The following is a 14,072-nucleotide window of genomic DNA, read 5'->3' on the forward strand; positions in this document are numbered from 1 at the left end:
CGTGAACACAAGCCCGCACACACCCATTTGCCCCTGCGGCAGTGGCAACACACTGGACGCCTGCTGCGGCCATTACCACGACGGTCACCCGGCGCCTTGCGCCGAAGCCTTGATGCGCTCGCGCTACAGCGCCTACGTGCTGGGCCTGGTGGATTATCTGGTCGCCACCACCCTGCCCGCCCAGCAGCAAGGGCTCGATCGCCAGTCGATCAGCGAGTGGAGCGCCAACAGCACCTGGTTGGGACTGGAGGTGGAAAGCAGCGAAGTGTTCGGCGGGCAACCGGAGCACGCCTTTGTCACGTTCACGGCGCGCTGGCACGACGGCCAGGGGGAGCACAGCCACCGTGAACAATCTTCGTTCGTACAGAACAACGGGCGCTGGTACTTCATCGACCCGACCGTGCCAGTCAAGACTGGCCGCAACGACAACTGCCCGTGCGGCAGCGGGCACAAATTCAAGAAGTGCTGCGCCGGCTACTTCAATCGCTGACTTTTCGGAAACGTCCGACGCTCGTCCATCGGCCCATAGGGCTAGACTGGGGATAAACCAGAGGCACGGACATGACCCCACCATCACTCTTGCTGCGCATCACCTGCCTGCTGCTATTCGTCGGGCTCGGCGGCTGCGCGTCCTGGTGGGGTGAAGAAGCCCCTGAGCCACAAGTGCATCTGGTCAAGGTCGAGGTGGTGCGGGCCCGGCTGCTGGAACAGAAGTTCATGCTGCACTTTCGCGTCGACAACCCGGGCGACAGCGACCTGACCGTTCGCGGCCTGACGTATCGCATCCACCTGGGCGACCTGTTGCTGACCGAAGGTGAGCATGAACACTGGTTCACCGTACGCCCCAGACACAGTGCCTACTTCAAGGTGCCGATCCGCACCAACCTGTGGCCGCAGGTGCGGGATGTGGTGAAGTTGCTGGAGAAACCCCGGGAACAGATCCCCTATCGTCTGGAAGGTGAGCTGGAAACCGGATTATTCATCGCCCACTACGTGCACCTTGAGCGCAATGGCGTGATAATCGCCGCCGATTTTATTGCGGAGTAACCCCGATGACCCAGCAACCCCATGTCCACGGCCCTGATTGCAACCACGATCACGACCATCATCACGATCATGACCACGGCCACGTCCACGGCCCGAACTGCGGCCACGCCCACCAGGAACCGGTACGCAACGCCCTGAAGGATGTCGGCCGCAACGACCCTTGCCCATGCGGTAATGGCAAGAAATTCAAGAAGTGCCACGGGGCTTGAAGGTTCGGGCGCAGATAATCTTCGCCTGTTGAATCGCTATCGCGAGCAGGCTCGCTCCCACAGGGGGTCTGCGACGCTCGTAAGGCCGGGGCTCACCACCGACTTCTGTGGGAGCGGGCTTGCTCGCGAATGCGGCGGGTCAGTTGGCATTGATTAACCTGACACACCCTCTTCGCGAGCAAGCCCGCTCCCACAAGGGCATTGCGGTGAAGCGATATTCCATGATCAGTGCAGAATCCAGTGTGGGAGCGAGCCTGCTCGCGATGAGGCCGGCACTTTCAATGCCTGTCTATCAGACTGCCTCAAGAACCCGCTTCACACTGACCACCGTCGCATACTCGCCATGCAAGTTGCCCAGGGACATGGCGTGCACCTCGCCAGCCGAACGGGCATTGCCGAAATAGTCGGTCTTGTCGAAGGTAAAGCAGGCATCCTCGACCACCCACGTGTCGAACCCCAGATTACCGGCCGTACGCGCCGTGGACTCCACCGAGTTGTGCGTCGCCACGCCGACGATCACCAGTTGCCCGATGCCTGCCCTGCGCAGGTCTTCTTCCAGGGGCGTGCCACTGAACGCATCCGGCACCTGTTTTTGAATCAACCACTCCCCGGCCATCGGCTCGAACCGTGGCTGGACCTCCACGCCCGACTGTCCCGGCCAGAACACCGAATCCGGCGAGCGGGACAAGTGGTGGACATGAATCACCGGTCGAACCGTGTGCCGCCAGAAAGCCAGAAGCTCCAGCATCCGCAGTTCTGCCTCGGGGTTGTTGCGAGGGCCGAGCCTGGGGTGAAGAATGCCTTTTTGTTGATCGATGAGGATCAGCGCTGCGTTGATCTGTAGCTCCATGCCGATTTCCTCTTGCTCAGTCATTGAATTTCCACACTTGGGCATCACCTCTTCCTGACAGGTAAGCCCTCGAGCGAAAGAGCTTACCCGAGCCCTGGGTTTTGTCGCCAAATCAACAAATAACCCTCGCCCCCGCTTGCGCGGCCCCCTCCTGCTCACTAACGTAGCGCCTTTATTGCCGCCACCCCCTCCCGCAGGAGCTTTGCCATGGCCTCGCCAGCCTCTATTTCCTTCATCCCCCGGCTCGGCGTTGCCGCCGCGGTGGCCAGTGTGCTCGGTTTGAGCGGATGCCAGACCTGGAATGCCCAGGACACTGTCCCGCCCACTTCCGGCGTGCAGCCGCTCAAGGGGCTGGCGCAGAACGTCTCGGTCCGCCGCAATGCCACGGGCATGCCGCTGATCGAAAGCAACAGTTTTCATGACGCCCTGTTCACCCTCGGCTACGTCCATGCCAGTGACCGCATCACCCAGATGGTGACCCTGCGTCTGCTGGCCCAGGGGCGGTTGGCAGAGATGTCCGGCACCGAACGGCTGGACGTCGACCGCTACATGCGTGCCGTCAACCTGAAGAAAAACGCCGATGAGCTGTACAAGGCGTCTTCGCCACGGCTCAAGCGCTTCTTCGAAGTCTATGCCCGCGGCGTCAACGCCTACCTGTTCCGCTACCGCGACAAGTTGCCGGCGGACTTGGCCGCCACCGGTTACAAACCCGAGTACTGGAAACCGGAAGACTCGGCGCTGATGTTCTGCCTGCTGAATTTCAGCCAATCGGCCAACCTGCCGGAAGAAATCGCTAGCCTGGTGCTGGCCCAGACGGTCACCAACGACAAACTCGCCTGGCTGAGCCCGTCCTATCCAGATGAACAACTGCCCCAGGCCGAAGCCGACAAGCTTCAGGGCGTGCGGCTCAACGGCCAGATTCCGGGCCTGAACGAGATCAGCAAGGCCACCAGCCAGTTGGCCGGGCTGAACCTTTTGAGTGCTGCCTCTTCGAGTAACTGGGCCATCGCGCCGCAACGCAGCCGCAGCGGCAAGAGCCTGTTGGCCAGCGACAGCCATGGCCCGCTGGGCATGCCAGGACTGTGGAGCCCCGTACAGATCCGGGCGCCCAAGTACCAGGCGGCCGGGGTTTCCGTGGCGGGCATTCCGATGATCCTGGCCGGTTTCAACGGCAAAGTGGCCTGGAGCATGACCAGCGTGCTGGGCGATAACCAGGACCTGTTCCTGGAAAAAATCCGTCGCCAGGGCAACGGCTTGTCCTACGAGGCCAACGGTAAATGGCAACCGGCAATCGTGCGCAACGAAACCTATTTCATCAAAGGCCAGCGGCCGATTCGTGAAGCGGTGTTCGAGACCCGCCACGGCCCGCTGCTCAACAGCGCCCAGGGCCCGGCCATGGCCAACGGCTTTGGCCTGGCGTTGCAGATGCCGAGCCTGGGCGACGACAAGACCCTGGATGCCTTCTTCGACCTGTCCCGGGCACAAAACGTCGAGAAAGCCTCCGATGCCAGCCGGGAAATCCGCGCCATGGCCGTGAATATGGTATTCGCCGACGCCAGCAACATCGGCTGGCAAGTCACCGGTCGCTACCCCAACCGCCGCGAAGGCGAAGGCCTGTTACCGTCCCCAGGCTGGGATGGTCGCTACGATTGGGACGGTTACGCCGACCCGATGCTGCACCCGTACGACCAGGATCCGGCCCAAGGCTGGCTCGGCACCGCCAACCAGCGGGTCATTCCCCACGGCTACGGCATGCAGTTGTCCAACTCCTGGGCCGCACCGGAGCGTGGCGAGCGCCTGGCCGAACTGGCCAGCGCGGGCAAGCACGACTCCCGCAGCCTGACCGCCATGCAATACGACCAGACCACGACCTTCGCCGCCAAACTCAAGAAGGTCTTCGAAGCCCCGGGCATGTCCCAACCGCTCAAACAGGCGATCGAAGCCCTGCCGGTGGCTGACCGGGCCAAGGCCCGCGAAGCCTATACCCGCTTGATGGCATTCGATGGCCGGCTCAGCCCGACCTCCGCCGATGCGGCGATCTATGAGCTGTTCCTGCAGGAAAGCATGAAGCAGACCTTCCTCGACGAACTGGGCCCGGACAGCAGCCCGGCGTGGAAAGCGCTGATCGCCAATGGCCAATTGTCCTACTCGGCCCAGGCCGATCATCTGCTGGCTCGCGAGGACAGCCCGTTCTGGGACGACGTGCGGACACCGCAGAAGGAAGACAAGGCCGTCATCCTGGCCCGCAGCCTCGCCGCGACCATCAGCGCCGGTGACAGCCAGTTGGGCGGTGACCACAAGGCTTGGCAGTGGGGCAAGTTGCATCGCTACGAGTGGAAGAACAGTAACGGCCAGATCGTGCGCGGACCGCTGCCGGCCGGTGGCGACGCCACCACGCTCAACACCGCGGCGTACGCCGTGGGGCAGGATTTCAATACCACCCTGGCACCGGCCATGCGTTTTATCGTTGACTTCGGCCAACCTGAACCGCTGATGATCCAGGACGGCACCGGCCAGTCCGGCAACCCGGTCAGCCCGAACTATGCCAATGGCATCGATCCGTGGATCAAGGGGCAGTATCAGAACCTGCCCTTGCAACCGCAGAACTTCGATCGGGCCTATGGCAAGACGCGGTTGACCCTGGTGCCGGGCAAATAGACTCTCCACTGTGGCGAGGGGATTTAGCGAAACGTCGCACCGCCCCGCTGGGCTGCGAAGCAGCCCTGAAACCAAGCAACTCGATCTTTCAGGCAAATTGAGTTGGCTGATTTGGGACTGCTTCGCAGTCCAGCGGGGATAAATCCCCTCGCCACATTTTTCCCTCCTGTCACCTGATCCTGTCCGCCAAAAATCCGATAGAACTTCCCCTCTCGCCTGAGCCTCTACCTGACAAGCCCATCGCCCCGGTGACTGCATGGATCTTGTCATTGCCCGCCCCGAAGGCCTGTACTGTCCGCCTGGAGATTTCTACATCGACCCGTGGCGCCCGGTCGAACGTTCGGTTATCACCCACGCCCACGGCGATCATGCCCGCAGCGGCAACCAACACTATCTGGCAGCGGCACCCGGCGAAGGCATTCTGCGTTCACGCCTGGGCCAGGACATCAACTTGCAAACCCTGCCCTACGGCGAGCGCTTGCGGCATCACGGCGTGACCTTGAGTTTCCATCCCGCCGGCCATGTACTGGGTTCGGCCCAGGTGCGGCTGGAATACCAAGGTGAGGTCTGGGTGGCATCGGGGGATTACAAGGTCGAGCCCGACGGTACCTGTGCGCCGTTCGAACCGGTGAAATGTCATACATTCATTACGGAATCGACCTTCGGCCTGCCCATCTATCGCTGGCAGCCCCAGGCGCAAGTCTTCGACGAGATCAACCAATGGTGGCGCGGGAACATCGCGGTCGGTCGCGCCAGCGTGTTGTTCTGCTATTCCTTTGGCAAGGCCCAGCGGATTCTCCACGGCATCGATGAAAGCCTCGGACCGATCCTGGCCCATGGCGCGGTGGAACCGCTGAACCGGGTCTACCGCGAGGCCGGCGTGCGGCTACCGCCGACGATCTATGCCGGCGACGTGAAGAAGAACGACCCGATCATGGGCCAGGCGCTGGTCATCGCCCCGCCCTCCGCCGGGGGGAGCAGTTGGATGCGCCGTTTCGGTGACTACAGCGACGCCTTCGCCAGCGGCTGGATGCGCCTGCGCGGTACACGTCGGCGGCGTGGCGTGGACCGGGGGTTCGTGCTGTCCGATCACGCCGACTGGCCCGGCCTGCTCTGGGCCATCGAACAGACCGGCGCCGAACGGGTAATGGTCACCCATGGCTCGGTCGGCGTGCTAGTGCGCCATTTGTGCGAGCAAGGCCTCGACGCCCAGGGTTTCATCACCGAATACGGCGACGATGAAGAAGAGCTCGGTGCCGACACCAGCGAGGGGGCGTCATGAAAGCCTTCGCCGAGCTGTACGCTGAATTGGACGCTACGACCTCCAGCAACGCCAAGCTTGCCGCCATGCAAAATTATTTCACCCTGGCCCCGCCCCAGGACGCCGCGTGGGCCGTGTATTTCCTTTCCGGTGGACGCCCACGGCAACTGGTGCCGGTCAAGATTCTGCGGGAATTGGCAGTGCAGGTGTCGGGCTTGTCGACGTGGTTGTTCGAAGAGAGCTACCAGGCCGTGGGCGACTTGGCCGAAACCATTTCGCTGGTATTGCCGGAATCGCCCCACAGCTCCGACGAAGGCCTGGCGCTGTGGATCGAGGAGAAATTGCTGCCGTTGCGCGGCGAATCGCCCGAGGTGTTGGCGCAGCGGCTGCCAGCATTGTGGGCACAACTGGACCGACCGAGCCTGATGCTGTGTATCAAGCTCATCACCGGCAGTTTCCGCGTCGGCGTATCCAAACTACTGGTAACCCGGGCCCTGGCCGGCATGGCCAACCTGGACAGCAAGCGGGTGGCCCAGCGCCTGGTGGGCTATACCGATCTGTCCCATCGTCCGACCGCCGCCGGCTACCTCAAGTTGATCGCCGCCGAATCCGCCGATGAGCACGCCCAGCGCGGCGGCCAGCCTTATCCATTCTTCCTGGCCCATGGGTTGTCCGCACCGGTGGAGCAATTCGACGCGCTGCTGGGGCCGGCCAGTGACTGGCAAGTGGAATGGAAGTGGGATGGCATCCGCTCCCAGGTGGTCAAGCGTGACGGCCAGCTCTGGGTCTGGTCCAGGGGTGAGGACCTGGTAACCGAGCGCTTCCCTGAATTGCAGGTGTTGGCCCAGGCGCTGCCCGACGGCACGGTCATCGACGGAGAAATCGTCGTGTGGAAAACCACCGAGCCGTTGACCGAAGGCGCCTTCGACCCGGATGCGCCGCTGCAACCGGCGGTGCAACCCTTCGCCCTGCTGCAACAGCGCATCGGGCGCAAGACCCTGGGCAAGAAAATCCTCGAGGATGCGCCCGTGGTGGTGATGGCCTACGACCTGCTGGAATGGCAAGGCGAAGACTGGCGCAGCCGCCCCCAGGTCGAGCGCCGCGAGCAACTGGAAGCGCTGATTGCCCGCGCCCATAGCCCGGTGCTATTGCCATCGCCGATCGTCACCGGCCCGGATTGGTTCGACCTCGCCCGGCAACGCGAAGCCTCTCGCAGCCTCGGTGTCGAAGGCATGATGCTCAAGGCCCGCGATGCCCTGTACGGCGTCGGTCGGACCAAGGACATGGGCGTGTGGTGGAAGTGGAAGATCGACCCGTTCAGTGTCGACGCGGTGTTGATCTATGCCCAGCGCGGCCACGGTCGGCGCGCCAGCCTCTACAGCGACTATACCTTCGCGGTGTGGGACAACCCGCCGGGCAGTCGCGAACGCAGCCTGGTGCCCTTCGCCAAGGCGTATTCCGGGCTGACCGATGAAGAAATGCGCCAGGTCGACAGCATCGTGCGCAAGACCACCGTGGAAAAGTTCGGCCCGGTGAGCAGTGTCACGCCGACCCTGGTATTCGAGCTGGGCTTCGAGGGCATCGCCCTGTCCAAGCGCCACAAGAGTGGGATCGCAGTGCGGTTCCCACGAATGTTGCGCTGGCGCCAGGACAAAACGGTGGAAGAAGCCGACACGCTGGCAATCCTGCAAGACCTGCTGAAATGTTAGCGCCCTCCTGCGGCTGGACTTCGGCCCGTGTCATGACGCCCTCCACGCCAAGGCGAAAATACTTTCACCCGGTACTTCAAAACGAATGCGTCCATCCCGGCACGGAAGTTTTGGCGCTCTGCCATCACTCGGCCTACACAATAGCCGCTATGTAACATGCGTGAAAAAATAGCGCGAGTCGACGATGAACGGTATTTAAAGATATGTGTTTTGTTGCGTGCCGATGCAATTAAAAAAACTATTGGCGCGCCGCACGCTAGCAGCTTTTCTGACGCCGTAATTGCGTCATTAGTACATTCCCCATAACAAGAAAAAACCGACTTGCTCTTTTAAAGAGCAATGCTAACGTGACATTAGATCAGTGATTCTATTTAAGTACCTCCCATCGTCCAGATCCTGCGCCAGACCCTTCATGCAACAGTGAAGGGAGACAATCGTTCGGGGAGCGGGCGACGCCTAGCCCAGGGTGGAGCCGAGCGAGTCCATCCCCCAACGGTAGGGTGATCGGAGTGAAATCCAAGACGTGCCACCCACACGAGCAAGGGAGCCTGAAATGCGCGCAGAAAAGCGATTTCATTCGCTGGACAGTTTCAGGGGGCTGATGGCCATTTCGGTAATGCTCTATCACTTGCGCGTCAGCGGCAGTTTCACCGAATGGTTGTTATTTCGTCATGCCGAAGTATTTGTGTCTTTCTTTTTTGTATTAAGCGGCTTTGTATTGACGCATGCCTACGGCAGCGCCGCACAGTTCAACTTTCGCAAGTTCTTCATAACACGGACTTTCCGCTTACTGCCCCTGCACCTATTTATGCTGAGCATCTTTATACTTCTAGAGTGCGGTAGGTATATGGCCGCCCAAAAAGGCATGGACTTCAACAATGCGCCTTTTTCAGGAAAATTCGCCCCTTCTGAAATTCTGCCGAATGCACTGCTGTTGCAATCCTGGACGTATTTGACCAATCCACTGTCGTTCAACTATCCGTCCTGGAGCATCAGTATCGAGTACTACACCTACATGATCTTCGCCTTGATTCTGGGCATCGCTTTCGGCATCAAGACATGGGTATGGGCGACGATGGTACTGGTGGCCCTGACACTGATGTCTGCAGGCAATACTTTCTTCACCGTCGAGTCGCTACGGGGCCTAGCCTACTTTTTCACCGGCTGCCTGGCGTACACCGTGTATGTGAGGTTCCCCCACCCCAACCGGACCCAGAGCTGGTTGCTGACCACGCTTGAAGTACTGGCAGTGACAGCGGCGCTGGTTTTCGTGGTCAACGATTTCGCAGGCAAGCAATTACTGGCCAGCCTGTTGTTCGGTGTCATCGTGGTGATATTCGCCTTCGATGGCGGCGCCGTGTCGCGGTTGTTGGCGGGACGTGGCTTCAGCTTTCTCGGCAAGTTGTCTTATTCAATCTACCTGACCCATGCAGCCGTTCTGTTTTGCGTAGTGTCAGTGTTCATGGTGGCGAGAAAAATCCTTGGCGTTGACATTGCACCTGTGATCGACGGGACTCGCTACCTTGACCTCGGTAACGTACCGCTCAACAACCTCATCGCTTTGCTGGTAGCGGGATCGGTTGTCCTGGTGTCGATGTTCACCTACCGGTATATCGAAATGACCGGGCAAGCCCTTGGTCGAGCGCTTGCCAACAAACCCGCGCACAACAGTCCCGTATTGAGACCTGATACTGAGGCTTGAAAAAAGCTCGATGAAAACCGCCAGGCCGTTCCGGCTTTCCCATCAAAGGCCTGCCCTGCGCGGTCAGTCGCCACGCCACCGACGACAGGTGGCCCGCAAGCGATAGAACGCCGAGTCCGCTCCATCCTGGTGCATGTTTTGATGTACGCTCATCCCCGCGCACCATTGCATTCCGTTGCCTGTCGCCGAAGCTTTTAAAACACTTGTTCGGCACTCTGGTTCGGAAATTGCTACCTTTTATGCCGTCATACCGTTCTCGCCTTCACCGGTAACAATACTTACGCGCCACAAGCGCTCATATTGGTTTTAGGGATTGAATAATGAAAAAAGCACTGCTGACCCTTTCTGCACTGGCGTTGTGCATGGCCGCTGGCGTCGCCACGGCCAAGGAATACAAGGAACTGCGTTTTGGTGTCGACCCCTCCTACGCCCCGTTTGAATCCAAGGCCGCCGACGGCAGCCTGGTCGGTTTCGACATTGACCTGGGCAATGCGATCTGCGCGGAACTGAAGGTCAAATGCAAATGGGTCGAAAGCGATTTCGACGGCATGATCCCTGGCCTGAAAGCCAATAAGTTCGACGGCGTGATCTCTTCCATGACCGTGACCCCGGCCCGCGAAAAAGTCATCGACTTCTCCAGCGAGCTGTTCTCCGGCCCGACGGCGTACGTGTTCAAGAAGGGTTCAGGCTTGAGCGAAGACGTTGCCTCGCTCAAAGGCAAAACCGTCGGCTACGAACAAGGCACCATCCAGGAAGCCTATGCCAAGGCCGTGCTGGACAAGGCCGGCGTCAAGACCCAGGCCTACCAGAACCAGGACCAGGTCTATGCCGACCTGACCTCCGGCCGCCTCGATGCAGCGATCCAGGACATGCTGCAAGCCGAGCTGGGCTTCCTGAAATCGCCAAAAGGCGAAGGCTATGAAATCAGCAAGCCAGTGGACAGCGAACTGCTGCCGGCCAAGACCGCCATCGGTATCAAGAAAGGTAACACCGAGCTGAAGGCTCTTTTGGACAAAGGTATCAAAGCGTTACACGACGACGGCAAGTACGCCGAAATCCAGAAAAAACACTTTGGCGATCTGAATCTGTACAGCGGCAAATAATGCGCGGCGCCCATCCGGCCTCGGATGGGCGCTTTTCTCCTGCCAAAGGCCTCTTTCATGTTCGAACAACTCCTACAAAATCTGGGGCTCTCCGCCTTCAGCCTGCAGGGCTTTGGCCCGTTGCTGATGCAAGGCACCTGGATGACCATCAAGCTGTCGGCCCTGTCCTTGTTGCTGAGCGTCTTGCTCGGCCTGCTGGGCGCCAGCGCCAAGCTGTCCAGCGTCAAACTGCTGCGAATTCCTGCCCAGCTCTACACCACGCTGATTCGCGGCGTGCCGGACCTGGTGCTGATGCTGCTGATTTTCTACAGCCTGCAAACCTGGCTGACCTCGTTTACCGACTTCATGGAATGGGAATACATCGAAATCGACCCATTCGGCGCCGGGGTGATCACCCTGGGTTTCATCTATGGCGCGTACTTCACCGAAACCTTTCGCGGCGCGATCCTCGCGGTCCCCCGGGGCCAGGTCGAAGCCGCCACCGCGTATGGCCTCAAGCGTGGCCAGCGCTTTCGCTTCGTGGTGTTTCCACAAATGATGCGCTTTGCCCTGCCGGGTATCGGCAACAACTGGATGGTGATGCTCAAGGCCACCGCGCTGGTGTCGATCATCGGCCTGGCCGACCTGGTCAAGGCCGCCCAGGATGCGGGCAAGAGCACCTATCAACTGTTTTACTTCCTGGTACTGGCGGCACTGATCTACCTGCTGATCACCAGCGCGTCCAATTTCGTCCTGCGCTGGCTTGAACGTCGCTACGCCGCCGGAGCCCGGGAGGCGGTGCGATGATCGAACTTCTGCAGGAATACTGGCGGCCGTTCCTTTACAGCGATGGCGTCAACGTCACGGGCCTGGCCATGACCCTGTGGCTGCTCAGCGCCTCGCTGCTGATCGGTTTCGTGGTGTCGATCCCACTGTCCATCGCCCGGGTTTCACCCAAGTTCTACGTACGCTGGCCGGTGCAGTTCTACACCTACCTGTTCCGTGGCACGCCGCTTTATATCCAATTGCTGATCTGCTACACCGGCATCTATAGCATCGCAGCGGTGCGCGCCCAGCCATTGCTCGACAGCTTCTTCCGCGATGCGATGAACTGCACGATCCTGGCCTTCGCCTTGAACACCTGCGCCTACACCACGGAGATTTTCGCCGGGGCGATCCGCAGCATGAACCATGGCGAAGTCGAAGCGGCCAAGGCTTACGGCCTCACCGGCTGGAAGCTGTACGCCTACGTGATCATGCCCTCGGCCCTGCGCCGTTCGCTGCCGTACTACAGCAACGAAGTGATCCTGATGCTGCACTCGACGACCGTGGCGTTCACCGCTACCGTTCCTGATGTGCTGAAAGTCGCCCGGGACGCCAACTCGGCCACGTTCCTGACGTTCCAGTCGTTTGGCATCGCCGCGTTGATCTACCTGACCGTCACCTTTGCGCTGGTGGGCCTCTTCCGCCTCGCCGAACGCCGCTGGCTGGCCTTTCTCGGGCCGACCCACTAGGGCTTTTGTTCCAGGACACACACGCAAATGCGCCACCAGATCCATGACTTGCTGGGTCCCGTACCGGGGACCGCGCGCAAGATCCACAGCTTCCACTTCGGCCCGGAAAAAGCCGAGGGCAAGATCTACATCCAGTCGTCCCTGCACGCCGATGAACTGCCCGGCATGCTGGTCGCCTGGCACCTCAAGCAGCGCCTGGCCGAACTCGAAGCGTCGGGCCACCTGCGGCACGAGATCGTGCTGGTGCCCGTCGCCAACCCCATCGGCCTCGAACAGGTGTTGATGGACGTGCCCCTGGGCCGCTACGAAACCGAGAGCGGGCAGAACTTCAACCGGCGCTTCGTCGACCTGAGCGAAGAGATCGGCAACGACATCCAGGACCTGCTCACCGACGATCCGCAGCACAACCTGATGCTGATCCGCACCAGCTTGCGCGACGCTCTCGCCCGGCAGACCCCAGGCACGCAATTGCAATCCCTGCGCCTGACCCTGCAACGGCTGGCCTGCGACGCCGACATGGTGCTGGACCTGCATTGCGACTTCGAAGCCGTGGCCCATCTCTACACCACGCCCGAAGCCTGGCCGCAGGTCGAGCCGCTGGCGCGCTACATCGGTGCCGAAGCCAGCCTGCTGGCGACCGATTCGGGTGGCCAGTCGTTCGACGAATGCTTCACCCTGCTCTGGTGGCAACTCAAGGAACGCTTCGGCGAACGCTACGAGATCCCCCTGGGCAGCTTTTCGGTCACAGTGGAATTGCGTGGCCAGGGTGACGTCAACCACGGGCTGGCGAGCCTCGACTGCCAGGCCCTGATCGAGTACCTGATCCGTTTCGGCGCCATCGACGGCGAACCGATGCCAATGCCCGAACTGCCCTACCCTGCCACGCCGCTGGCCGCTGTCGAGCCGGTGGCGACGCCCGTGGGCGGGTTACTGGTCTACAGCGCCCTGCCCGGCGAGTATCTGGAGGCGGGACAACTGGTGGCGGAAGTCATTGACCCGGTCAACGACACTGTCACCCCTGTCCATTGCCGTAACGCCGGGCTGATGTACGCCCGCTCGCTGCGCCGCATGGCGACTGCCGGCATGGTCATCGCCCATGTCGCCGGCACCGAAGCCTACCGCAGCGGCTACTTACTTTCGCCTTGAGGATGCATGCTCCATGTACAAACTGACCATCGAAGGCCTGCATAAAAGCTATGGCGAACATGAAGTGCTCAAGGGCGTTTCGCTCAAGGCCAAGACCGGCGACGTCATCAGCCTCATCGGCGCCAGCGGCTCAGGCAAAAGCACGTTTTTGCGCTGCATCAACTTCCTGGAACAACCCAACGACGGCGCCATGAGCCTGGACGGCCAGCCGATCCAGATGATCAAGGACCGCCACGGCATGCACGTGGCCGACGCCAACGAACTGCAACGCATCCGCACGCGCCTGGCCATGGTGTTCCAGCATTTCAACCTGTGGAGTCACATGACCGTGCTGGAGAACATCACCATGGCACCGCGCCGGGTGTTGGGGGTGAGCAAGCAGGAAGCCGACGACCGCGCCCGTCGTTATCTCGACAAGGTCGGCCTGCCGGCGCGGGTTGCCGAGCAGTACCCGGCGTTCCTCTCCGGCGGCCAGCAACAGCGCGTGGCCATTGCTCGCGCCCTGGCGATGGAGCCGGAGGTGATGCTGTTCGACGAACCGACCTCGGCCCTGGACCCGGAGCTGGTGGGCGAGGTGCTGAAGGTGATCCAGGGCCTGGCCGAAGAAGGCCGGACCATGATCATGGTGACCCACGAAATGAGCTTCGCCCGCAAAGTCTCGAATCAGGTGCTGTTCCTGCACCAGGGCCTGGTGGAAGAAGAAGGCAGGCCGGAAGACGTGCTGGGCAATCCCACCAGCGAACGCCTCAAGCAATTTCTCAGTGGCAACCTGAAATAACCCTTGTGGCGAGGGGATTTTGTGGGAGCAAGCTTTGCTCCCACAGGCCCCCTGCACTGACTCCCCATTAAACCTTTCATCGCTCGCCGTGGTCACTGAAGAAGGACTTTCAGGGC

The 14,072-nt window shown here is 61.0% G+C and carries 13 protein-coding genes; 12 read left to right on the forward strand and 1 reads right to left on the reverse strand.

Annotated elements, in window-relative coordinates; translation table 11 throughout:
• Window position 1: 1 nt before the first annotated feature.
• From GN234_RS12150 to GN234_RS12160, 3 genes are all read left to right on the forward strand, one after another.
• Entirely contained in the window at window positions 2-490 is a 489-nt protein-coding gene (locus GN234_RS12150) for a YchJ family protein (protein ID WP_162893798.1), read from the forward strand.
• 71 nt (window positions 491-561) lie between these two features.
• Window positions 562-1,047, forward strand: a complete 486-nt coding sequence (locus GN234_RS12155) for an LEA/WHy family protein (RefSeq protein WP_109755698.1) — start codon at window positions 562-564, stop codon at window positions 1,045-1,047.
• A 5-nt stretch (window positions 1,048-1,052) separates the two neighbouring features.
• A complete protein-coding gene (locus GN234_RS12160; protein WP_003198420.1) occupies window positions 1,053-1,256 on the forward strand; it encodes an SEC-C metal-binding domain-containing protein in 204 nt (67 codons plus the stop codon).
• 292 nt (window positions 1,257-1,548) lie between these two features.
• On the opposite strand, the gene GN234_RS12165 is transcribed toward GN234_RS12160, so the two are convergent.
• Window positions 1,549-2,106 (reverse strand): cysteine hydrolase family protein, encoded by a 558-nt coding sequence (locus GN234_RS12165; RefSeq protein ID WP_109755797.1) that lies wholly within the window; start codon window positions 2,104-2,106, stop codon window positions 1,549-1,551.
• A gap of 207 nt (window positions 2,107-2,313) precedes the next feature.
• Here GN234_RS12165 and GN234_RS12170 point away from each other — a divergent pair, with 207 nt between their 5' ends.
• The 9 genes from GN234_RS12170 (at window position 2,314) to GN234_RS12210 (ending at window position 13,956) form a co-directional block, all read left to right on the forward strand.
• Window positions 2,314-4,764, forward strand: a complete 2,451-nt coding sequence (locus GN234_RS12170; RefSeq protein WP_176688530.1) for a penicillin acylase family protein — start codon at window positions 2,314-2,316, stop codon at window positions 4,762-4,764.
• Window positions 4,765-5,020: 256 nt separating this feature from the next.
• Window positions 5,021-6,046, forward strand: coding sequence for a ligase-associated DNA damage response exonuclease (locus GN234_RS12175; protein WP_109755696.1), 1,026 nt, complete (start codon window positions 5,021-5,023; stop codon window positions 6,044-6,046).
• Window positions 6,043-7,734 carry an ATP-dependent DNA ligase gene (locus GN234_RS12180; protein ID WP_176688531.1) on the forward strand — a complete coding sequence of 564 codons (1,692 nt, stop codon included), beginning with the start codon at window positions 6,043-6,045 and terminating at the stop codon, window positions 7,732-7,734. Before GN234_RS12175 ends, GN234_RS12180 begins: the two co-directional genes overlap by 4 nt.
• A 553-nt stretch (window positions 7,735-8,287) precedes the next feature.
• A complete protein-coding gene (locus GN234_RS12185) occupies window positions 8,288-9,436 on the forward strand; it encodes an acyltransferase family protein (protein ID WP_163855114.1) in 1,149 nt (382 codons plus the stop codon).
• Window positions 9,437-9,756: 320 nt separating this feature from the next.
• Window positions 9,757-10,539, forward strand: coding sequence for a transporter substrate-binding domain-containing protein (locus GN234_RS12190; RefSeq protein ID WP_163855117.1), 783 nt, complete (start codon window positions 9,757-9,759; stop codon window positions 10,537-10,539).
• Window positions 10,540-10,596: 57 nt separating this feature from the next.
• On the forward strand, window positions 10,597-11,325 hold the full coding sequence (locus GN234_RS12195) for an ABC transporter permease (RefSeq protein ID WP_109755693.1): 729 nt from the start codon (window positions 10,597-10,599) through the stop codon (window positions 11,323-11,325).
• A complete protein-coding gene (locus tag GN234_RS12200; RefSeq protein ID WP_109755692.1) occupies window positions 11,322-12,032 on the forward strand; it encodes an ABC transporter permease in 711 nt (236 codons plus the stop codon). Before GN234_RS12195 ends, GN234_RS12200 begins: the two co-directional genes overlap by 4 nt.
• Window positions 12,033-12,059: 27 nt before the next feature.
• A complete protein-coding gene (locus GN234_RS12205; protein WP_109755691.1) occupies window positions 12,060-13,178 on the forward strand; it encodes a succinylglutamate desuccinylase/aspartoacylase family protein in 1,119 nt (372 codons plus the stop codon).
• Between the two features lie 13 nt (window positions 13,179-13,191).
• A complete protein-coding gene (locus GN234_RS12210; RefSeq protein WP_109755690.1) occupies window positions 13,192-13,956 on the forward strand; it encodes an ABC transporter ATP-binding protein in 765 nt (254 codons plus the stop codon).
• The last annotated feature ends 116 nt before the right edge of the window (window positions 13,957-14,072 follow it).

The sequence above is a fragment of the Pseudomonas bijieensis genome, from assembly GCF_013347965.1.
Taxonomy (GTDB): Bacteria; Pseudomonadota; Gammaproteobacteria; order Pseudomonadales; family Pseudomonadaceae; genus Aquipseudomonas; species Aquipseudomonas bijieensis.